Genomic DNA, 20617 nt, shown 5'->3' with positions numbered 1-20617 from the left:
GTTCGTGGACCCTCCCGGAAGAGCATCTGACGCCTTCCCCCACCCCCCTCACAGACTGGACCCCTCCATGGGTATGCACGCGATCCGCCGTCTCATCGCCGTGGCCGCCGTGGCCGCGCTCTCCGTCCCGCTCGGCCTGACGTCATCCGGAGCTGCCGCCCAGCAGCCGGCCGGCGCCGTCAAGTCGGCAGCCGCCGCGCCGCTGCCGGGCGCCTACATCTCCCCGTGGGGCTCCGCCCAGGTGGCGATCGGTGACGAGACCCTCGCCTGGATGGAGCGCGAGGGCATCACCCTGGAGGCCATCAGCCCGTTCGTGATGGACGCCGACGGCCGGGGTTTCAGCATGCCCATCGGTTCGACGGCCGGTGACGGGCTCGACTCCAAGGGACGCATCTTCTACCCCGGTGGACTCAGGATCCAGCACCAGGAGTCCGGCAAGAGCATCACGCTGCAGTCCACGTTCATCCGCGTCATGCCGACACCCGCCTACTCCGCGGGCGTGTCGATCGACGGCGAGAAGCTCCGCGAGGAAGTGGTGATCGCCGAGTCCACCTACGTCGAGGTCATGGCCGGCGCCCGCCCGAGCCCCACCGGCTTCCGCATCAAGAAGGCGCCGTTCTACGTCACTCAGGAGGCCGCTGACCTCTTCGCGGCGGCCACCGGAGCGACGGCTCCGCGCGCCGGCAGCCTCTTCGGCACGCTCACGCCCAACTTCGACTACGTCCCGGGCGCGGCGACGCCGCCGGCGCTCCCGACCTTCCCGTAAACCGTAGCGCCCCCTCGTAGCCTCGACCGGCGTCGCGGGTCACTGAACCGGCCGACGCCGGTCGACGCCGGCCGAGCAGCCGCTCAGACGGCGTGGACGATGAGCCTGTTCTGTTCGCCGTCGAAGGCCTCGCCCAGGGCTCGGGCGTCAGGGTCGTTCGCAGCGAAGATCCCTGTCCGGTCGACGTGGACGGACAGGGTGCTGTGACGGTCGATCACGTCGGAGATGCCGCGGCCGTGGATGGTGTCCGCCCAGGCGTCGAGGTTTCGGCCGAACCAGTCGGGCAGGCCGCAGGGCCCGGTCACCGCATCCCAGAAGTCATCGAGCGTCTCGATCCGGCGGCCTCGCAGGTCGATCACCAGCTCACTTTCCGTCATTTCGGCATCCTATCCGGACCGCGCTCGCCGCTGACCCGTACCAGGGAGCCCGCCCGGCGGCAGCGCCGTTCGGGTTCCCTGTACGCCGATGACCAGCGCCGAAAGAAGTTCAGCGGAGCGAGCCGTGTCCCCGGCGCTCGCATGCGGTTGCAGAAGCGTGACTACTCTGCGCAACCTTCGCCATGTGGCGGCCGCCGCCCTGTTCCTGACCGTCCTCGCGGCCCCGGCCGCCTCTTCCGCCGCTCCCCTCCAGACCCCGGCACATCTCTCGGTGCGGTCGGCGGACGTCATCGAGCCTGCTCTGCCGGTCGAGGAGTTCCCCGGGCAGGTCCAGGAAGCCTGCGAGATCTGGAAGGACCTGACGTGGCCGCAGTCCTCCCGGCCCACCGACTACCCCGTCGCGGACACCCTTCTGGTCATCCGCGGCAGCAACGTCTACCGCAACCGCTCCGGGGACCTGCCCCTGGAGGGCCGCTACCGCGAGTACGACGTCAACCCCCGCAACCAGGGGGAGCACCGCGACGCCGAACGTGTCGTCCGTGACCAGGAAACCCACACCGTCTGGTACACCGGCGACCACTACAACAACTTCCAGGAGATCTCCTCCGGCTGCGAGTGACGAGGGCTACGGGCACGGAGTCGGGTTCCCGCCGCACGCATGGAGCCGCCGGGACCCGGCCGGCCCGGTGATGAGTGTACGAAATCGCAAGGGTCCCAACTCCCGCCCTGGTTAACGGTTTTCATGACTCCCGCAGGCACGCCGCCGTACCGTCGGCTCATGCGAAGAGGACGGGTCCTGCGACCACACGCAAGGCAGTGCCCCGTACCGGCCCTGTACGAACTGCGGTCTGAGCGGTACGAACCCGGATTCAGCGTCAGCATCTACTTCCTGCCCCGGCGGACCGACAAGGCCGAACTGCTCGCCGCACTACTCACCGCGGCCCGCGACCGCGGCCCGCGCACTGCCCATGCCCCGGCGTCTACCCTCTCCCGCTCCCAGGCTCCGGTCGCCACCGCCGCGCAGGACACCTCCAGCAAGCACGGCCCGGGGGTGACCGTTCTCAGCGACGACCGGTACGACACGGCGCCGCCATCGCCCGGGCCGGACTGGAGCGTCGGGCCGGACGGAAAGCTCGCCCCCGTCACCAAGCCGCCCGCTTCGTCGAGTCGACCGCTCACACCGACAGACACATCCCTGGAGTACGGCCAGGCGTTGGTCTACGGCACAAACGGCCGCTTCCTCGTCGAGGTGCTCAAAGTCGCCGAGAACAGGCCGTCGGACCCGGCCCCGGCACCGGGCGAGCAGCCGAGCGGCCCATCGGCCACCAAGGCGTGGGGCGGTCCTGGCACCGGGCGTGACCCGTTCCCGCACCGTCCGCACCCAGCGGCTGCCGGTCCCGCACCGTCCGCACCCAGCGGCTGCCGGTCCCGCACCGTCCGCGCCCAGCGGCTGCCGGTCCCGGCCGCATCCGTCACGGAACCCATTCCTCCACCGCATGGCGCACATGCCATCCAGTCGCTGGTGGAACGCACCACCTCGCCCTACCGTCGATCGGGGCGGCCGTGCACCGGCCGCCCCGATCACTGCGGGGACCTGATTCCCCATGCCGAACGAGGGGGAGTTCCGTGTTACGAGGACGTAGGCGCCCAGGCGGCCGACGAGTACGCAGAGGTAGCGACCGCGACTTCCCGGGCCTGTCTGTTCGCCGGCCTGATCACCGCGACGCCGCGCCGAGTCGCCCCGGACGCGTCCTCGAGCCGCTGCTGCTCACAGTCGTCACCGCCGTGCTGCTCACCGCCTGCGCGGGAGCCGACTCCGACCCGGCCGCGGGCGGCACGACGCCGTCCGCACGACCGACCCCGACAGCGACTTCGTCTCCGAGTTCGACCCGCCCGCCGTCCCCGACCGCCTCGCCGACACCGAGCACGGCCGCCGAGATCACCGAAGCCGTCACCCACTGGTACGAGTACGGAGGCGAGACGGCGATGGTCAGCTTGATCGAGGAAGCCGAGAAGGCCCAGTCCGGTCGCCCCAGCGAGAAAGAGGCGTTCGAGCTCGTGATCCTGGACTTCAGCGGTCTTGAGGGGGCGCTCAGCACAGCGCGTCTGTTCGGTTCGATCCCCGACCCCAAGACCCAGAGAACCTGGTCGGCCGCCATCGACCGCCTCGACGACGGCGCGCGTGAGGTCCTGGCGGCGGCACCGGAAGGCAGAACGTTCCAGTCGCCCGTGGAGGCCGGACAGGCATTTCGGGGGTGGAACACATTTGACGAGGGGCTCAAGAGTCTCAAGAAGACCGGATCCAGACTCGACCGCACCTTCGGCTTGAAGCCGCCGTCGGACCCGTGGGGCAAAGGGTAGTCCCCTGGTCGACTCCGCGTGGAAGTCGCCCGTCCTCCCGCCGGTGCAGGGTCGAGCGGTGCCGGTGGCCGGGTCCGTGCAGCGCGTCGGCCGGGCGTCGATCGGTGGCTGGAGAAATGGCGCACGGAGCGGAGCCGAGCCACGGTCGCCGTGCTGTCAGCCGGCCTCCCCCACGGCCGTCCTCACCAGCTCCCGTACCTGGCGCACTATGTCCGCCCGGTTGCGCTCGAAGTCCGGGTCGGTGACCGTGCCCGTGCGCGGGTCCGTGTTCTCCGCGCCGAACTGCAGCACCGGGGTGTGGAGATGACCGCCCGGCAGGTCGGGCAGCCCCAGCCGGTCGCGCAGGAGGGTGGCCCGGTAGGCGATCTCGTTGGAGAGGTAGTCGCCGCCGCCTCCGGCCCGTGACGCCGAGCCGGGCGTGGGCCCGTCCGGCCTGGTCACCGGTTGGGTGCCGCCCGCCGGGATCTCGGTCACCTCGGTGTTGTCGTACACCGGGAAGCGGCCCGAGTCCGCTTCGGTGAGCTGCCGGTACGGGAGCGTGGTCGTCGTCCACTGCGGCTGCGAGCCGGGGTCGTCGACGGGGACGGTCCCAATGCTCGCCGCGTTCTCGTTGTCGGGGAAGCCGCCGCGCCAGGCGCCGTTGGTGCGCTCCACGTCGAAGCGGCCCTGGCGGCCCTGGCTGACGGTGGTGAACAGGTCCAGGCGGGGCAGCTGCCGGGCGAGGACCCGCTCGACGGCTCCCTCCGCGAAGTCCGCCCACCGCACCGGGAAGACGACCGTCTCGATCCGGGCCGGCCCCTCCGCGGTCCGTACCAGGGTGCCGTCCAGGGCGAGCGCGCTCGCGCCCGAGGGGTTGCCGATCCGGACGTCCCTGTCCAGGGTGAACGGGTCGAAGCCGGTGACGAGGACACGCTTCACCCGGTGGGCCGGGAAGCGGATGTCGTCCTGACCGCGCGAGGAGGTCTCCAGGGCGGTGTGCAAGGCCTTGCGCTGCCCGTCGCTCAGCCCGAACCGGGGTTCCCACGACCGGAGTTCACGGCTGAGCGCGAGTCGGGCCCAGTACAGCGGGCGGTCATCGCCCCGGCTCAGGTCGCCCGTGGCCGGTCCTCGGCCCTGGGCGCGGTCCACGGCGCGCCGCCACAGCGCCGACGCGTGGCGGGTGACCGTTCGCTCGGCCTGCGCGTAGCCGCTGGAGCCCCGCAGGGCACGCTCGAAGCGCGGGGCGAACGAGTCGAATCCGCTGCGCCGCAGGATCTCCTGCGGTGCGGTCCGATCAAGGCGCTGCTCCTCGACGGTCGTCGCCACGGGGGTCGGGGCGGTCTCCGCCGGGGACGCGGCGGCGGGCGGGGTGGGGCCCGCGAGGACGAGCAGGAGCGCCACGCCGCCGAGGCCGAGCCGGGTGGTCGCGGAGAATGGGTGCGTCACGTGGGTCCTTTCGGGTCAACGGCTCGTCGCAGTATCGCGGCACGGCCGGGGCGAAGCCATGGGGCAAGAACCGTGCAAGCACGTGGAGAAGGGGACGGAGTACGCAGAACACACCCGACGTGCCGGCGGGGGCCCCGGCGGGCGCGCGGGGCTCGTTTCGGCCTCCTCCGCGCGCGCCGTCCCCTCCCTGCCGGGCCGGTGCCGGAGATACCCGCTGGGCCCCGACCGGCCTGTACGCTGCGATCATGCAGCCGTCCGCCCCCTCCTCCCCGTCGGGTTCCGCGCGGCCGGGTCCGGTCGCGGACCCCGCCCGGCGCGGGCTCCTGACGGAGCGCATCGCCCGTGAGCTGGAGCACGACATCCGCTCCGGCGAGATCGCCGTCGGGACCAAGCTCCCCTCCGAACGGGAACTCGCCGCCCAGTTCGGCGCCAGCAGGAACGTCGTGCGCGAGGTGCTGCGGCGGCTGGAGGCCCAGCATCTGATCGAAGTGGCCCCGGGACGCGGCTCCTTCGTCCGGGAGCAGTCGTCGGGGCAGGCCCGGGGGTACGACGCGCTGTACCGGGCGGGCCGGCCCACCGTCCGGCAGCTCATCGAGGCGCGGATCCCGCTGGAGGTCGAGATGGTCCGGCTGGCGACCGAGCGGGCCACGGACGAGGACATCGCGGCGATGCGAGCCGCCCGGGACGCCCTGGAGTCGGCGACGGACGTCGTGGTCAAGGCCCAGGCGGACATGGACTTCCACGAGGCCGTCGCCGTAGCCAGCAAGAACCCCGTGCTGAGGATCATGCTGTCGTCGATCGGCGGGATGATGTTCGAGATGATGCTCCGCTCGAACTCCGATCCGTCGATCGGCGAACCCGGGGTACCGCACCACCCGGAGATCTTCGAGGCGGTCGAGGCGCGGGACGTGGAGCTGGCCTGCGCGCGGATGCGGGAGCATCTGATGCTGGGCCTGCGGACGTACGGGGCCGATCTCGACGTCCAGGTCGACACGATGGCGCGCAACCACATCGAGACGCTGCTCGATCAGGCCGAGGGCCGCCGGACGCCTCCGGGGCGGTAGCCGACGCGCGGACATGCCGGGCGGAACTCATCCGTCCGGTCCGTGGAATCTTCGCTTCAGGGTCTGGTCGGGGAGGTTTCCCTGCTGTTACGGTCCCGCGTATACCAACTGGTCCTACCAGTTGGACCAGGTCGGACCAGCCGGGTTTCCCGGGGGCCGACAGGCAACACGTACCGCAGAGAAACGAGGACGAGGATGTCCACGAGCAGCCAGCCCCTGAGCCGGCGCGCCTTCGGCAGGCTCGCCGCAGGGGCCGCGGCGGCGGCCGGGGCGGGAGCGCTGAGCGCCTGTTCGGGCGGGAGCGGCAAGCCCTCGGCCGACGCGCCGTTGCGGATCATGGCGATCAACCACGTCTGGTCCCAGGCGGTCAAGCGCCGCACCGCGGAGTTCGAGGAGCGGATCGGGCGGCGGGTCTCGATGACGCTGCTCACCGCCGACCAGCTCGCCAGCAGCTACAACGTCAAGCTCAACGCGTCGGGCACCGACGTGGACGTGATGATGGTCCGCGCGCTCCAGGAGCAGTTGCTCTTCGGCCACAACGGCTGGCTCGCCGACCTCAGCGACCGGGTCGCGGACGACGCGCGGTTCGCCTGGGACGACTTCCAGGAGGCGCCGCGCGAGGCGTCGACGACCGCCGGGAGGGTGCTGAGCGTACCGGTGGTGACCGAACGCCCCGCCCTCTACTACCGCAAGGACCTGGTGGAGGACCTGGGCGGGCCGCCGCGCACCCTGGAGGCGCTGATGGAGGCCGCGCGGGAGCTGACCCGTCGGGACAAGGGCTTCTACGGTTACGTCGGCCGGGGGCAGCGCAGCGGCGCGGTGTCCCAGTGGTCGAGCTTCCTCTACTCGCACGGCGGTGACTTCGTCGTGGACGGGAAGTCCGGGATCGGCAGCGCCGAGGCCGTCGCCGCCTACGAGTACTACGGCCGTCTGCTGGCCGGCTCCGGACCGCCCGGGGCGACCAACATGAGCCTCGAACAGGCGATGCCGATCTTCGCGCAGGGCAAGGCCGCCTTCTTCATCGACGCCGACGCGATCTACAGCAGCTTCCTCGACCCGAAGGTCTCCCGGGTGCGCGAGAGCGTCGGCTTCGCCCCCTTCCCCGCCGGGGCGGCCGGCGCCAGGCCGCACAACATCCCCTCCTGGAGCCTCGGCATCAACACGTTCTCCCGACTGCGGGACGAAGCCTGGGAGTTCATCCGGTGGGCGGCCGGGCCCGAGATGTCGGCCGCGCTCCAGTCGGAGGGCATACCCGGTGCCCGCTCCTCGGTGTGGTCCGACCCGAAGACGCTGGCCGCCTTCCCGCCGGAGCTGGCCGAGGCCATGCGGCTCAACGCGGAGCGTGGCGTGGGGTACGACCGGCCCCGGGTCCTCCAGGTCGGCAGGGCCCGGGACATCGTCGGCCGCCCGCTGGTCGCGGGCATCCTCGGCGAGTCCGTGCGGCCCGTGGTGCGCGACGCGGACGCGGAGTTCGCCGAGTTCCTCGTACGCGACAACCGCCACAAGGAGTCCTGATGCCCGCCACCGACGCCACCAAGGCCGTCCGGGTCGCAGAGACCACCCGGGGCTCCACCGCCCGTACGCCCAGCCCGACGCCACCCGGCACCGGGCGGCGGCAGCGGACCTTCGAGCAGGCCAACCGGCGGCTCAAGTGGGCGATGCTCACCCCGGCGGTGCTCTTCGTCGGCCTGATGATCGTCTTCCCGCTGGTCTTCACGCTGAATCTCAGCCTCACCGACGCCTTCGGGGCGGTGAACGCCGACAGCGCCCACATCGGTCTGCGCAACTTCACCGACGCGCTCGGCGACACCCGCCGGTTCTGGCCCGCCGCCCGCCGCACGCTGGTGTTCACCGTGGGCGCGGTGGTGCTGGAGACGGTGCTCGGGCTCGCCCTGGCGATGCTGATGCGCAAGCCGTTCCGGGGTATGCGCTGGGTCCGTACCGTCCTCATCGTTCCGCTGCTCGCCACGCCCGTCGCGATCGGCATCCTGTGGCTGCTGATCCTCGATCCCACCAACGGCATCGCCAACCATCTGCTGGAAGCGGCCGGCGTACCCCGGCAGGAGTTCCTCGGCTCGGTCGGGCAGTCGCTGCCGACGCTGATGCTCATCGACGTGTGGCAGTGGACCCCGATGATGACGCTGCTGCTGCTCGCCGGGCTGACCACGCTGCCCGAGGAGCCGGAGGAGGCCGCCCTGGTCGACGGCGCGAACGCCTGGCAGCGCTTCCGGTACGTCGTCCTGCCGATGCTCGGGCCCACGCTCGCCACCGCGCTGGTGCTGCGCGCCGTCGACGCGCTGAAGACGTTCGACATCCTCTACGCCACCAAGGGGGCGGGCGGCGGCTCGGACTTCGAGGTGGAGACCCTCAACGTCTACGCCTACGGGCTCACCTTCGACTACCAGGAGTACGGCCTGGCCGCCGCCGTCCTGGTCCTGTTCACGCTGTTCATCATCGGTGTCGTGGTGCTGCTGCGCCGCCGGGGCGGAAGGAAGAACTCATGAGTGCCACCCTCTCCCCCGCCCGGCCCCGGCGCGGACGGCCCTACGGTTCGTGGCTCCGCTCCATCGCCATCACGATCGTGACGCTCGTCTTCGCGCTGCCGCTCGTGTGGATGTTCGCCGCGGCCTTCAAGACCAACGTCCAGGTCACGGACCCCTCGGTCGGGCTGTGGTTCACCCCGACGCTGGACAATTTCCGCGCGGTCGTCGAGGCCGGACAGATCGTGCGGTCGATGGGCAACTCCCTGCTGGTGGGGGTGGTTTCGACGGTGCTCTCCGCCGTGATCGCCGTACCGGCCGCCTGGGCGGTGGGCCGGTTCTCCATGCACCGCACCGGCTCCGTGATCCTCGTCGCACGCATCGTCCCGGCGATCTCGCTGCTGGTGCCCTGGTACTACCTGTTCGCGCGGATGGGAATCGTCGGCTCCTACACGGTGCTGATCCTCAGCCACATGTTCGTCTCGGTGCCGCTGATCATGTGGATCATGATCAGCTTCTTCGCGGGGCTGCCGGTCGAGCTGGAGGAGGCCGCCCGCACCGACGGGCTGAGCGCGTTCGGCGCGTTCTGGCGTATCTCGCTGCCGCTCGCGGCCCCCGGAACGGCGACCGCGTCGTTGCTGGCCTTCGTCTTCAGCTGGAACAACTTCATGTTCGCGCTGGTCTTCTCCGACGACCGGACGCAGACCGTGCCGGTCACCCTGTTCAACTTCATCTCCTACGCGAGCACGGACTGGGGCGGTCTGATGGCCGCCGCCTCCCTCATCACCGTGCCGGTCGTCCTCGCCGCCGTCCTCGGCCAGAAGTACCTGGTGGCCGGGCTGACGTCCGGCGCCACCAAGGGCTGAACCCCTCACTCCCCCACCTGCGGAAAGAGCACACACGCATGAAGATCGTCGACGCGAAGGTCGTCGTCACGAGCCCCGGCCGCAACTTCGTCACCCTGAAGCTGACGACCGACGAAGGGCTCACCGGCCTCGGCGACGCCACCCTCAACGGGCGGGAGCTGGCCGTCGTCAGCTATCTCGCCGACCATGTCGCCCCCCTGCTGATCGGGCTCGACCCGCACCGCGTCGAGGACACCTGGCAGTCGCTGTACCGGGGCGCGTACTGGCGGCGCGGCCCGGTGACGATGGCCGCCATCGCCGCCGTGGACGTGGCGCTGTGGGACATCAAGGCGAAGGCCGCCGGGCTGCCGCTGTACCAGCTCCTGGGCGGTGCGAGCCGGGAGCGCATCGGAACGTACGGCCATGCCAACGGCCGGGACATACCCGAACTGCTCGACTCCGTACGGGCCCGGCTCGCCGAGGGCTACCCCGCCGTCCGCATCCAGTCCGGCATCCCCGGCCTCAAGGCGGTGTACGGGGTCTCCGACACCGACGACACCGGCGCGCCGGTCCTCCACCAGCAGGCCCGCCCCCTGGTGGAGGACTGGGACACCGCGGCGTATCTGCGCCATGTGCCGGCCGTCTTCGAGGCGGTGCGCGCGGAGTTCGGCGCCGAACTGCCGCTGCTGCACGACGCCCACCACCGGCTCACCCCGATCCAGGCCGCCCGGCTCGGCAAGGACCTGGAGCCCTACCGGCCGTTCTGGCTGGAGGACTGCACCCCGGCCGAGAACCAGGAGGCGCTGCGACTGGTGCGCCGGTCCACCACCACGCCGCTGGCCGTCGGCGAGGTGTTCAACACGGTGTACGACTACCAGGCCCTGATCACCGAGCAGTTGATCGACTACGTGCGCTCGGCTGTGACCCACTTCGGCGGGGTCACCCCGCTGCGCAAGCTCTTCGACTTCGCCGCGCAGTACCAGATCAGGAGCGCGATCCACGGCCCCGAGGACATCTCCCCGGTCGGGATGGCGGCCGCCGTCCATCTGGACCTCGCCGTGCACAACTTCGGCATCCAGGAGTACTCGGGCCACACCCCGCTCACCGACGCGGTGTTCCGGCACGCCTACACCTTCACCGACGGGCACCTGCACCCGGGCGAGGCGCCCGGCATCGGCGTGGAGCTCGACGAGGAGCTGGCCGCCGCCCACCCGTACGAGGCCGCGTATCTGCCGGTCAACCGGCTCCACGACGGGACCGTCCACGACTGGTGAGCCACCGGTGCGGGGCCCGGTGAGCGCCTGGCCCCGCGCGCACGGGCCTGTTACCCACAAGGCCGAAAGAAGTCTTGCGCAATCCCTTGACCCCTGCGGAACGGAGGTTCACAGTACTCACTAATGCGCATTAGTAATACGCATTAGTGATCCGGAGGAACACCGTGGAAGAACCCAGGAAGCGGTCCAGGCCGGGCCGGGCGCCCGCCCCCGCGGGCCGTACGGCCCGGCCGCGCCAGGCCGAGGTCGCCCGGCTCGCCGGGGTCTCGCAGGCCACCGTCTCGCTGGTGCTGGGGGCCCGGAAGCAGGGCGCGACGATCTCCGAGGAGACCCGGCAGAAAGTCCTCGACGCGGTTCGGGCGCTGGGCTATGTGCCGGATCCGGCCGCCAGCCGCCTCGCCGCCGCCCGGAACAACCTGCTCGGGGTCTTCAGCTTCACGTCCACGTTTCCCACCGACGTACAGCACTCGTACTACCCCTTCCTGGTCGGCGTCGAGCAGGAAGCGGCGGCCCGGGGCTACGACCTGGTGCTCTTCACCGGCTCCAGCACGGGCGGCGCGGGGGCCGCCGGGCCGAACGCGCTCAACCGGGTGCGGCTCGCCGACGGCTGTCTGTTCCTGGGACGCCACGCCCCTGCCGACGAACTGCTGCGGCTGGTCGCCGACGGCTTCCCCGTCGTCCACCTGGGCCGGCGGGACGAGCTGGAGGGGCTGGCCTGGGTCGGCGCCGACTACATCAGCGCGAGCCAGGAGGTCGTCGCGCACCTCGCCTCGCTCGGCCACCGGCGCATCGTGCTCGTCCGGGAGGACGACGAGGCTCCCGCCTCCACCGACCGTGAGCACGGCTTCCTCAAGGGTCTGGAGGAGGCGGGGCTGCCCGGCGGTCCCGCCGCCGTCTTCCGCTCCGCCGACCCCGAGCGCGATCTGACCGCCGAGCGGCTGCGCGGCTGGCTCGACGACGGCGTGACCGCGTTCGTCGCGGAGGAGACCGACACCGGTGACGCCTGGCGCGCCCTGCACGGCGCCGCGCACTTCGTCGGCATCGACTGCCCCCGCGACGCCACGCTCGCTCTGCTCGGCAGCCCCCCGCCGGATCTCGCGGACGGGCCCGTGCCCACCGGCTTCGACATCCCCCGGCCCCAACTCGGCGCGGCCGCCGTGCGGATGCTCGCCGCGCTGGTGGCCGGGGAGGAGGCGACGGAACCCCTGGTGGCCTGCGCCTTCCGGCCCGGCTCGACGGCCGGCCCGGCCCCCGTACAGCTCTGAACATCTCGGACCCGGCCCCGGAGAAGGCCGAGAGACGCTCCAACGCACCAAGCACACCCAGCACTTCAAGGAGAACCGTGATATCCGAACCCGACATCCTCATCGTGGGCGCCGGACTCGGCGGCGTGGCCGCCGCTCTCGCCGCCTGCCGGGCGGGGCGCACCGTCGTCCTCACCGAGGAGACGGACTGGATCGGCGGCCAGCTCACCTCGCAGGCGGTCCCGCCGGACGAGCACCCGTGGGTCGAGGAGTTCGGCACCACCGCCTCGTACCGCACCCTGCGCGACTCCATCCGGGACTACTACCGCCAGTGGTACCCGATGCGTTCCGAGGCCCTGGCCCTGCGCAACCTCAACCCGGGCGCCGGGCGCGTCAGCAAGCTGTGCCACGAACCCCGCGTCGCCCTGACCGTGATGGAGGCCATGCTCGCGCCGCACCGCTCCTCGGGGCGGCTGACGCTCCTCACCGAGCACCGGCCGGTGGCGGCCGAGGCGGGCGACGACGACACCGTACGATCCGTCACACTGGCCGACGCGAGCGGCAACAGCCTGACGATCAGCGCCCGTTACGTCATCGACGCCACCGAGACCGGTGAACTGCTCGAACTCGCGGGGGTGGAGCATGTGATCGGCGCCGAGGCGCGGAGCGAGTTCGACGAACCGCACGCGCCCGAGGAGGCGCAGCCCCTCAACCAGCAGGGCATCACGGTGTGTTTCGCGCTCTCGCACCACGAGGGCGAGGACCACACCATCGAGCGCCCCGCCGACTACGACTTCTGGCGCTCCTACCGGCCGGACTTCTGGCCGGGGCCGCTGCTCGGCTTCCTCGCCCCCGACCCGCGCAGCCTGGAGGCCGTCCCGCGGACCTTCGTGCCCAACCCGGAGCTGGATCCGCTGGACGTCAACGCCGACCAGTCGGCCGACGCGGGCGACAAGGAACTGTTCGGCTTCCGCCGGATCCTGGCCCGCAAACTGCACCGGCCCGGCGCGTTCGACTCCGACATCACCCTGGTCAACTGGCCTTTGAACGACTACTGGTTGAAGCCGCTGATCGGTGGGGGCGCGGAGACGTCGGCCGCCGCGCTCGCCGAGGCCCGCCAGCTGTCGCTCTCCGTCCTGTACTGGCTCCAGACCGAGGCCCCCCGGGCGGACGGCGGCACGGGATTCCCGGGTCTGCGGCTGCGCGGGGACGTCACCGGCACGGCGGACGGGCTGGCCAAGGCCCCCTACGTACGGGAGTCGCGGCGGATCAAGGCCGTCACCACGGTCACCGAGCACGACGTCTCGATCGACATCGTCGGTCCCTACGGCGGCACCCGCTACCGGGACTCGGTGGGCGTTGGCAACTACCGCATCGATCTGCACCCCTCGACCGGCGGTGACAACTACGTCGACATCGGTTCGGTGCCGTTCGAGATCCCGCTCGGCGCGCTCATCCCGCGCCGCGTCCGCAACCTGCTGCCCGCGGGCAAGAACATCGGCACGACGCACATCACCAACGGCTGCTACCGGCTCCACCCGGTGGAGTGGAACATCGGCGAGGTCGCCGGAGCGCTGGCCGCTCACTGTGTCGCCGAGGGCGTCGCACCGCACCGGGTCCAGGCCGAGGACAAGCGGTTCGAGGCGTTCGCCGCGCTGCTGGAGCGCGACGGCGTGCAGCGCCACTGGCCGGACGTACGCGGCTACTGACCCCGTCCGCGCACGACGGACGGCGCGGACGACGCACCACCCGCTTCACCGCAGTACGCGACACACACCCGCTTCACCGCACGGCCCCCAGGGGTGAGCGCGGAGCGCCGGGCGGGCGCAGCTCCACCTGTACCCGCCCGGCCCCAGGCCCCGGCCGTCTCACGACGTCCGGACCTGCCGCCCTCGCCCTGCCACCCGCACAAGGAGGTGCCCAGCCATGAACACCCACCGCATCCGCGTCGGCATCGACGTGGGCGGAACCTTCACCGACGCCGTGGCCGTAGACGCCACGACCCTGAGCCTGCTGGGGCAGGTGAAGGTTCCCACCAGCCACCATCACGAGGACGGCGTCGCCCACGGCATCGTCGAAGCTCTCGACCGTCTGCTGGAGCAGACCGGCCACACGCCCGAGGACGTGACGTTCCTCGCCCACGGCACCACCCAGGCTACCAACGCCCTGCTGGAGGGCGACGTCGCCACCGTCGGTCTGATCGGCATCGGTGCGGGCCCGAGCGCCACGCTGACCCGCCGGCTGGCCGCGTTCCGCAAGCTGGAGCTGACGCCCGGCAAGCGGCTGCCGCTCGTCTACGGGCATGTGGCCGACCCGGACGACGCGCCCGCCGTGCGCGCCGCACTCGACGCGGTCGTGCGGGAGGGCGCCGAAGTCGTCGTCGCCAGCCAGCCGTTCAGCGTCGACCGCCCCGAGGGGGAGGACGCGGTCGTGGCCGCCGCCGAGGAGCGGGGGCTGCCGACGACCGCCGCGCACGACATCACGTCGCTGTACGGGCTCCACAAACGGACCCGGACCGCCGTGGTGAACGCCGCGATCCTGCCGCGCATGCTCGCCACCGCCGATCTGGTCGACTCCTCCATCACCAAGGCGGGCGTGAGCGCGCCGCTGATGGTGATGCGGTGCGACGGCGGGGTGATGTCGCTGGACGAGATGCGGCGCAGACCGCTGCTGACGGTGCTGTCCGGACCGGCGGCTGGCGTCGCCGGCGCGCTGATGCAGGAGCGCATCAGCGAGGGCCTGTTCCTGGAGACCGGCGGCACGTCCACGGACATCAGCGTCGTGCGGCGGGGCAAGGTCGCCGTCCGGCACGCCACCATGCTCGGCCGGACGTCGTACCTCTCGGCGCTGGACGTGCGGACCGTGGGGGTCGGCGGCGGATCGATGGTCCGCGTCGACGGCGGCAGGGTCGTCGGCGTCGGTCCGCGCAGCGCGCACATCGCGGGGCTGCCGTACGCCTGTTTCGCGACCGAGGAGGACCTGCGCGACGCGAAGGTCACCACGATCCGTCCGATGGCGGACGACCCCGCCGACTACGCGGTGCTCGATGCCGCCGGGGGCCGCTTCGCGATCACCATGACCTGTGCGGCGAACGCGCTGGGCCGGGTGCCGGAGGGGGACTTCGCCCGCTGCGACCCGGCCGTGGCGAGGGCCGCGATCGCCCCGCTGGCCGCCGCGCTCGGCACGGATGTCGCCTCGGCCGCGACGAAGTTCCTGGACGCCGGCACCGAGCAGGTGAAGTCCGTGGTCGAGGAGATGATGCGCGACTACCGGCTGGACAAGGACACCGCGCTGCTCGTCGGCGGGGGCGGCGGCGCGGCCTCCGTGACCCCGCATCTGGCGGCCATGACCGGCCAGGAGGGCAGGATCGCCCAGCACAACGAGGTGATCAGCCCGATCGGCGTGGCCCTGGCCCTCATCCGGGAGCAGGTCGAGAGGATCATCCCGGGCGCCGCCCAGGAGCAGATCCTCGCCGTGCGCGCTGAGGCGGAGGCCGCCGTCATCGCCCAGGGGGCCGCCGCCGACGGGGTGGAGGTGGAGGTCACGGTCGACCCGCAGACCAGCACCGTACGGGCCGTGGCGACCGGCGCCACCGAACTGCGCACCCAGGACCGCGCCCACCGGGCCGACGAGGCGGACCGGCTGCGCGCCGCCGCCGAGAGCCTCCGGGCCGATCCGGCTTCGGTGCGGGTGCTCGCGGGCACCCCCGCCCACACCGTGTACGGCACCGAGGTGCACCGGCGTTTCCGGGCGGACCGGCACCCGGTGCGGGTCGTGGACGCGGACGGTGTCGTACGGCTGCACGCGCCGGACGCCCGGGTCGAGACGACCACCGTGGGGCAGGCGCCCGAGGTCCTCGCGGGGCTGGTGAAGGAGTCCACGTCGTACGGTGACGGCGGCGTCCGTGCCCCCGCGCTGCGGCTGCTGCTCGGGTCCCGGATCGCGGACCTGTCCGGGGTGATCGACCCGGATCCGCTGCTGGCGCTGGCCCGCAGCGAACTGCGCGCCCGCGCCGCGGACGAACCGGTCGTCGCGGTCGTGGAGGTGCGCTCATGACGACCGCCCTGCTCGACCGGGCCGCACGCACGGCCATTTCGGCGCTGGAGGCCGACGACGACATCGAGTTCGGCGCCCGGCTGCTCGCGAACACGCCCACGCACGAGGGGCGCGACCCGGAGCTGCTGCGCCACTGGGCCCGTACCGCCGACGCGTTCGGCGCGGCGCTGCCGCCGGTCCCGGCGACGGCCCGGATCGTGGAGAGCGGCGGAGGCCTCGCGAAGGGGCTCCTGGCCCGCTACACCTCCCGGCCGGTGCCCACCGTCGAGCTGTTCACCGACACCCTGGCCCTCGCCGACGAGCTGATCGACCTGCTCCGCTGGCGGGACCGCTACCCGGCCGGGTCGGTCCGGGCGGCGGCGATCGCGCACGAGGCGGTGCACGAGCGGCTCCACCACGGTCCGGCGAAGAAGGCGCTCAAGCACGCCCTGGGCCACGTCGTGCTGCGCGCCGGCCGGCACACCCTGTACGGCCATGTCGCGGGCGCCGACGAGATCGCCGCCCATGCCCACGCCCGCACGGTCTGCGGTCTGGGCCGCAGTCCGCTCCTGCTGACGGCCGCCCTGGCCACCGCGGCGGAACCGCGGCACGGGTCCGCAGCCGGATCCCCGCACGGAAGAGAGAAGTAACGCCATGGGCGTCGTCATCCTTCTTGTCATGGCGGCCGGTGTCGCCGCCATGCTCACCCGCAGGCTGCCCACGGCCTTCGCGCTCGTCATCCTGGCCGTCGTCATCGCCTTCGTCGCGGGTGCCCCGCTGACCGGTGAGAACAGTGTGCTGGACACGGTAGTCCAGGAGGGCGCGCCGGCTCTCGGCGCCACGATGATCGCGATCCTGCTGGGCTCCTGGCTGGGCAGGCTCCTGGACGAGACCGGCATCGCGGGCACCCTGGTCCGCAAGATCGTCGAGTTCGGCGGGGACCGGCCGGTGGTGGTCGCCCTCGGCGTCCTCGGCGTCTCCACCCTGGTCGGCACGGTCACCGGCTCGGCCCCCGCGGCGATGCTCGCCGGGATCATCGGCATCCCCGCCATGATCGCCGTCGGCATCCCCAAGGTCACGGCGGCCGGGACGATCCTGATGGGGATCGCCGCCGGCATGCCGTTCGAGCTGCCCATCTGGCAGTTCTTCTCCACCGCGCTGGAGCTGCCCGTCGAGACCGTGCGCGGCTTCATGTTCAAGCTGTTCCCGTTCGCGCTGGCCGCCGCGGTCCTCTTCGTCGTCGTCGAGACGCGCAGGCGCGGCGTCGAGCACGCCTGGTCGCTCAAGTCGGCCTCCGCCAAGCCCGTTTCGCGTCGCCAGCAGTTGGGCGACGCCCCGTGGTACGCGCTCCTCACCCCGGTCGTGCCGCTGGTCCTCGCCCTCGGCTTCGAGGTGGCGATCCTGCCGTCGATGCTGGCGGGCATCCTGTTCGCGCTCGTCACGACCACCCGGCCGCGCGAGATGAACAAGCGGCTGCTGCGGACGCTGTACGGCTCGTTCGAGGTCGCTGCCGCTCCGATCGTCCTGTTCATCGCCATCGGCATCCTGCTCGCCGCGGTGAAGCTGCCCGGTGCGGTGGAGTCGCTGGAGCCGCTGGTCAAGGCCGTCAGCCCGCAGAACCCGGTGCTGTTCGTCCTGGTCTTCACGCTGCTCGTGCCGCTCTGCCTGTACCGGGGGCCGCTGAACGTCTTCGGTCTCGGCGCGGGCATAGCGGGCGTCCTCATCGCCGCCGGCATCTACCCGGCCGTCGCCGTGCTGGGCCTGGCGACCTCCTACAACCAGGTGTTCGGGGTGTCGGACCCCACCAGCACGCAGACCGTGTGGAGCGCGCAGTACGCGGGGGTGACGCCGCAGCAGGTGATGCTGCGGACCCTGCCGTACGTCTGGGCCGTGGCGCTCGGCGGCTTCTGCGTCACCGCCGCCAGTTATCTGTGATCGCTCATCTCTTCGGGACGGAGAACGACATGACACAGCACGAGGACACTCCGGTCGCGGCCGCCGCGACCCACCCGAGCCGCCGCATCTTCCTGCGGGGCGCGCTGGCCGGCACGGCGGCGACGGCCGGACTGATCGCCACCGGCGCGGGGGCCGCCCCCGCCGCCGCGGCCCCCGGCGGATTCCCGGACTACCGCCATCTGGGGCCGCTGCTGACGCCTTCCCAGCTGAAGTACAACCCGACGGGTGAGATCATCTTCCCGTGCATCCGGGGCGTCTACGACAAGCTGGCGAACCCGCTGGGCCGCTACTACCTCTACTACGCCCCGCACGACGCGCCCGGTGGCATCTGCCTGGCCTACGGCGACTCGCTGGAGGGCCCGTTCACGGAGTACCCGGCTAACCCGCTGGTCTCCAACGACTGGCAGCCGCACTACAAGGTCAGCCATGTCTCCTCGCCGCACGTCCTGTGGAACGAGGACGTCAAGGAGCTGTGGCTCTACTTCCACGGCGAGAACCACACGACCCGGCTCGCCCGGTCCAAGGACGGCATCACCTTCACGTACGACAGGACCGTGCTCACCAAGGACATGCTTCCGGCGGGCACCAACGAGACGTCCTACGCGCGGGTGTTCCGGCACGACCTGCCCGCGCGCGGTGCGCGGTACGTGATGCTCTTCATGACCAACAATCAGTCCAACCATCGCGACATCGCCTGGGGCTGGTCGAAGGACGGCCGTGACTGGACCTTCGCCCAGCAGCCGCTCGTGCGCCACTCCGACGTCGGCGTGAACAACCTCAGCGGTCCGCATCTGCTGACCCGGAACGGCAGTACATACGTCGTCTACCACACCGGCAAGGAGAACGGCGGGAACATCCTCATCACCGAGGTCGGCAACGACTTCTCCCGCCGCGACCACCTCGGCGTCTTCTACGACTCGGGCAGCGCGGCGCCGGAGAACGGCCGCGCCGCCTCGCCGAGCTTCGGTACGGACCGGGGCGTACCGTACCTGGTCTACGAGGCGGGCGACCGGCTCGGGGGCTCGATCGCCGTCGCACGCGGCTGACGGTGGCCGGGGTGCGCCGGACGAACCGGCGCGCCCCGGCCGTTCCCCTTTCCGCCCGCCCCCGCCCTTCCTGCCGCAGTCCATCCCGAGGAAGGCTCCCCCGATGCCCCACGACCCCCGGCTGGACCCCGAGATGGCCGCGGCGCTCGCCGCCGAGCCGCTGCCGCCCACCGTCCTGCACCGTCTGGACCGCGAGGAGCTGGCCGCCCTGCGCGCCGCCCGCGCCGACACCGTCTTCCCGCCGCCTGCCGAGGGCGTCGTGGTGACCGACCACCGGCTGCCGGGCCCCGGCCCGGTCCGGGTCCGCTTCTACCGGCCCCGCGAGGCGCCTTCCGGCCCGCTTCCCTGCCTGGTGTGGATACACGGCGGCGGCATGGTGCTCGGCACACCCGAGATGGACGACGCCCGCGTCTCGGCCTGGGGCATTCCACGGGTTCGACGGGGCGCTCCCCCGTCTCTCCCTCCCGCGCCGGGCCGCCGGGGAGCAGGTCGCGGTGCTGCGACGGGCCCTCGGCGGCCCTACCAACTGACGCCGAGCCGCTGCGGGCTGCGGGAGGTCGTCCCGGTCCGCCACACGACCGCGTCGACGGGGGCGGTCAGGCGCAGCTCCGGGAAGCGGGCGGCCAGGCGGTGCAGGGCGAGCTGGAGCTCCGTGCGGGCCAGCCAGGCGCCGAGGCAGTAGTGGGGGCCGGCGCCGAAGGAGAGCGTGGGGGCCTCCAGCGGGGCGAACAGGTCGTGGAGGGTGGCGGGCGGGAAGACCTCCGGGTCGCGGTTGGCCATGCCGCAGTCGGCGAGCACGATCGCGCCCGCCGGGATCGTCACTCCTCCGACCTCGACGTCCTCGGCGGCGTGGCGGGTGCTGCCCCGGTCGTCGCCCAGCGGGACGAGGTGGACGAGACGGTCCACCAGGCGCCCCGCGGCCTCCTCGTCGGCGCCGAGGCGGGGCCAGGTCTCACGGCGTTCACCCAGCAGGTAGATCAGCGCGTTGCCGAGCATGGTCATCGTGCTGTCGTGCCCGCCGACGACCAGCCCGCACACCAGGGTGACCAACTGGGCCTCGGGAAGACCCCCTTCCTCGTCGGCCGCCGCGACCAGACCGCTGATCAGGTCCTCGCCCGGGGTCCGGCGCCGCTCCGCGAGGAGGTGCGCGCCGAACGCGCTGAACTCCTTGAGGACCGCTGCCACCTGTTCGCCGTCGTGGGTGCCGTCGGAGAAGGCGTGTTCGCTCCAGTGCCGCATCCGGTCCCACGCGGACTCGTCGAGCCCCATGAGGCGGCTGATCACCGCCGCCGGCAGCGGGAGGGCGAACTCCGCGACGAAGTCGGCCGGTTGGGGCCGGGTCTCCAGCCGGTCGAGGAGCTCCTCCACTATCGCGGCGATCCAGGGTCGCCAGCGGGCGACGGCCCTCGGGGTGAACGCGCGCCGCAGGGTGCGGCGTAGCCGGAGATGGTCGGGGCCGTCCTGGTTGAACATCAGGTCGGGGTCGTTCACGAGGTCGGGTACGCCGGAGAGGGCGGGCGCGTCGGGGGCGTACAGCTGGGCCCGGCCGAACCGCGGGTCGGAGAGCACCTGACGGACGTCCTCGTACCGGCTGACCTGCCAGGCGGGGCCGCCGCCCGGCAGCTCGGCGGGACGGGGCGGCCCGGGTGCCTCGAAGAACAGGCGGTGCATCGGCTCCGGGGCCGGGTGCGTGGGGTCGGTGGTGGTCAACGTGCCTCCTGGGCAGCACCGTTGGGTCGAGTGG

General features: G+C 72.0%; 17 protein-coding genes. 14 read left to right on the top strand and 3 right to left on the bottom strand.

The window, feature by feature from the left end:
• Positions 1–67 precede the first annotated feature (67 nt).
• A complete protein-coding gene (locus tag ACIQRW_RS01755; RefSeq protein WP_403752893.1) occupies positions 68–766 on the top strand; it encodes a hypothetical protein in 699 nt (232 codons plus the stop codon).
• Positions 767–849: 83 nt separating this feature from the next.
• On the opposite strand, the gene ACIQRW_RS01750 is transcribed toward ACIQRW_RS01755, so the two are convergent.
• Positions 850–1143 carry a barstar family protein gene (locus ACIQRW_RS01750; RefSeq protein ID WP_403752890.1) on the bottom strand — a complete coding sequence of 98 codons (294 nt, stop codon included), beginning with the start codon at positions 1141–1143 and terminating at the stop codon, positions 850–852.
• 157 nt (positions 1144–1300) lie between these two features.
• Between ACIQRW_RS01750 and ACIQRW_RS01745 the strand changes: the two genes are divergently transcribed.
• On the top strand, positions 1301–1762 hold the full coding sequence (locus ACIQRW_RS01745; protein WP_403752887.1) for a ribonuclease domain-containing protein: 462 nt from the start codon (positions 1301–1303) through the stop codon (positions 1760–1762).
• Positions 1763–2928: 1166 nt separating this feature from the next.
• Positions 2929–3504: a hypothetical protein gene (locus ACIQRW_RS01740; RefSeq protein ID WP_403752884.1), complete on the top strand. Its 576-nt coding sequence runs from the start codon at positions 2929–2931 to the stop codon at positions 3502–3504.
• A gap of 156 nt (positions 3505–3660) precedes the next feature.
• On the opposite strand, the gene ACIQRW_RS01735 is transcribed toward ACIQRW_RS01740, so the two are convergent.
• Positions 3661–4929, bottom strand: coding sequence for a pyroglutamyl peptidase (locus ACIQRW_RS01735; RefSeq protein WP_403752881.1), 1269 nt, complete (start codon positions 4927–4929; stop codon positions 3661–3663).
• Between the two features lie 245 nt (positions 4930–5174).
• Between ACIQRW_RS01735 and ACIQRW_RS01730 the strand changes: the two genes are divergently transcribed.
• The 11 genes from ACIQRW_RS01730 (at position 5175) to ACIQRW_RS01680 (ending at position 18873) form a co-directional block, all read left to right on the top strand.
• Positions 5175–5993, top strand: coding sequence for a FadR/GntR family transcriptional regulator (locus ACIQRW_RS01730; protein ID WP_403752878.1), 819 nt, complete (start codon positions 5175–5177; stop codon positions 5991–5993).
• A gap of 195 nt (positions 5994–6188) precedes the next feature.
• Complete coding sequence (locus ACIQRW_RS01725) at positions 6189–7508, top strand: ABC transporter substrate-binding protein (RefSeq protein WP_403752875.1); 1320 nt, start codon at positions 6189–6191, stop codon at positions 7506–7508.
• Positions 7508–8497 (top strand): carbohydrate ABC transporter permease, encoded by a 990-nt coding sequence (locus ACIQRW_RS01720; RefSeq protein WP_403752872.1) that lies wholly within the window; start codon positions 7508–7510, stop codon positions 8495–8497. Before ACIQRW_RS01725 ends, ACIQRW_RS01720 begins: the two co-directional genes overlap by 1 nt.
• Positions 8494–9339, top strand: a complete 846-nt coding sequence (locus ACIQRW_RS01715) for a carbohydrate ABC transporter permease (protein WP_403752869.1) — start codon at positions 8494–8496, stop codon at positions 9337–9339. The genes ACIQRW_RS01720 and ACIQRW_RS01715 overlap by 4 nt, the downstream gene beginning before the upstream one ends.
• Positions 9340–9377: 38 nt before the next feature.
• Positions 9378–10592 (top strand): D-mannonate dehydratase ManD, encoded by a 1215-nt coding sequence (gene manD, locus ACIQRW_RS01710; RefSeq protein WP_403752866.1) that lies wholly within the window; start codon positions 9378–9380, stop codon positions 10590–10592.
• A gap of 164 nt (positions 10593–10756) precedes the next feature.
• A complete protein-coding gene (locus tag ACIQRW_RS01705) occupies positions 10757–11857 on the top strand; it encodes a LacI family DNA-binding transcriptional regulator (RefSeq protein ID WP_403752863.1) in 1101 nt (366 codons plus the stop codon).
• A gap of 77 nt (positions 11858–11934) precedes the next feature.
• Positions 11935–13545 carry an FAD-dependent oxidoreductase gene (locus ACIQRW_RS01700; protein WP_403752860.1) on the top strand — a complete coding sequence of 537 codons (1611 nt, stop codon included), beginning with the start codon at positions 11935–11937 and terminating at the stop codon, positions 13543–13545.
• A 217-nt stretch (positions 13546–13762) separates the two neighbouring features.
• Positions 13763–15892: a hydantoinase/oxoprolinase family protein gene (locus tag ACIQRW_RS01695; RefSeq protein WP_403752857.1), complete on the top strand. Its 2130-nt coding sequence runs from the start codon at positions 13763–13765 to the stop codon at positions 15890–15892.
• Positions 15889–16521: a hypothetical protein gene (locus ACIQRW_RS01690; RefSeq protein ID WP_403752854.1), complete on the top strand. Its 633-nt coding sequence runs from the start codon at positions 15889–15891 to the stop codon at positions 16519–16521. Before ACIQRW_RS01695 ends, ACIQRW_RS01690 begins: the two co-directional genes overlap by 4 nt.
• 4 nt (positions 16522–16525) lie before the next feature.
• Positions 16526–17806: a TRAP transporter large permease subunit gene (locus ACIQRW_RS01685; RefSeq protein WP_403752851.1), complete on the top strand. Its 1281-nt coding sequence runs from the start codon at positions 16526–16528 to the stop codon at positions 17804–17806.
• Positions 17807–17835: 29 nt separating this feature from the next.
• The gene (locus ACIQRW_RS01680; RefSeq protein ID WP_403752848.1) at positions 17836–18873 is read left to right on the top strand and encodes a hypothetical protein; all 1038 of its coding nucleotides are present in this window, start codon (positions 17836–17838) and stop codon (positions 18871–18873) included.
• Between the two features lie 519 nt (positions 18874–19392).
• On the opposite strand, the gene ACIQRW_RS01675 is transcribed toward ACIQRW_RS01680, so the two are convergent.
• Positions 19393–20583, bottom strand: coding sequence for a cytochrome P450 (locus tag ACIQRW_RS01675; RefSeq protein WP_403752845.1), 1191 nt, complete (start codon positions 20581–20583; stop codon positions 19393–19395).
• Positions 20584–20617 lie beyond the last annotated feature (34 nt).

Source organism: Streptomyces sp. NPDC091287, from assembly GCF_044768525.1.
In the GTDB taxonomy this organism is placed as follows: Bacteria; Actinomycetota; Actinomycetes; order Streptomycetales; family Streptomycetaceae; genus Streptomyces.
Note: the sequence above shows the minus strand (reverse complement) of the source record. Positions and strands in the feature narration are given on the sequence as shown.

What these genes read in the sequence shown, in the direction of transcription:
- ACIQRW_RS01755 (WP_403752893.1), top strand. Translation starts at nt 68, where the DNA reads ATGGGTATGCACGCGATCCGCCGTCTCATCGCCGTGGCCGCCGTGGCC.
- ACIQRW_RS01750 (WP_403752890.1), bottom strand. Translation starts at nt 1,143, where the DNA reads ATGACGGAAAGTGAGCTGGTGATCGACCTGCGAGGCCGCCGGATCGAG.
- ACIQRW_RS01730 (WP_403752878.1), top strand. Translation starts at nt 5,175, where the DNA reads ATGCAGCCGTCCGCCCCCTCCTCCCCGTCGGGTTCCGCGCGGCCGGGT.
- ACIQRW_RS01725 (WP_403752875.1), top strand. Translation starts at nt 6,189, where the DNA reads ATGTCCACGAGCAGCCAGCCCCTGAGCCGGCGCGCCTTCGGCAGGCTC.
- ACIQRW_RS01720 (WP_403752872.1), top strand. Translation starts at nt 7,508, where the DNA reads ATGCCCGCCACCGACGCCACCAAGGCCGTCCGGGTCGCAGAGACCACC.
- ACIQRW_RS01715 (WP_403752869.1), top strand. Translation starts at nt 8,494, where the DNA reads ATGAGTGCCACCCTCTCCCCCGCCCGGCCCCGGCGCGGACGGCCCTAC.
- manD (WP_403752866.1), top strand. Translation starts at nt 9,378, where the DNA reads ATGAAGATCGTCGACGCGAAGGTCGTCGTCACGAGCCCCGGCCGCAAC.
- ACIQRW_RS01695 (WP_403752857.1), top strand. Translation starts at nt 13,763, where the DNA reads ATGAACACCCACCGCATCCGCGTCGGCATCGACGTGGGCGGAACCTTC.
- ACIQRW_RS01690 (WP_403752854.1), top strand. Translation starts at nt 15,889, where the DNA reads ATGACGACCGCCCTGCTCGACCGGGCCGCACGCACGGCCATTTCGGCG.
- ACIQRW_RS01685 (WP_403752851.1), top strand. Translation starts at nt 16,526, where the DNA reads ATGGGCGTCGTCATCCTTCTTGTCATGGCGGCCGGTGTCGCCGCCATG.
- ACIQRW_RS01680 (WP_403752848.1), top strand. Translation starts at nt 17,836, where the DNA reads ATGACACAGCACGAGGACACTCCGGTCGCGGCCGCCGCGACCCACCCG.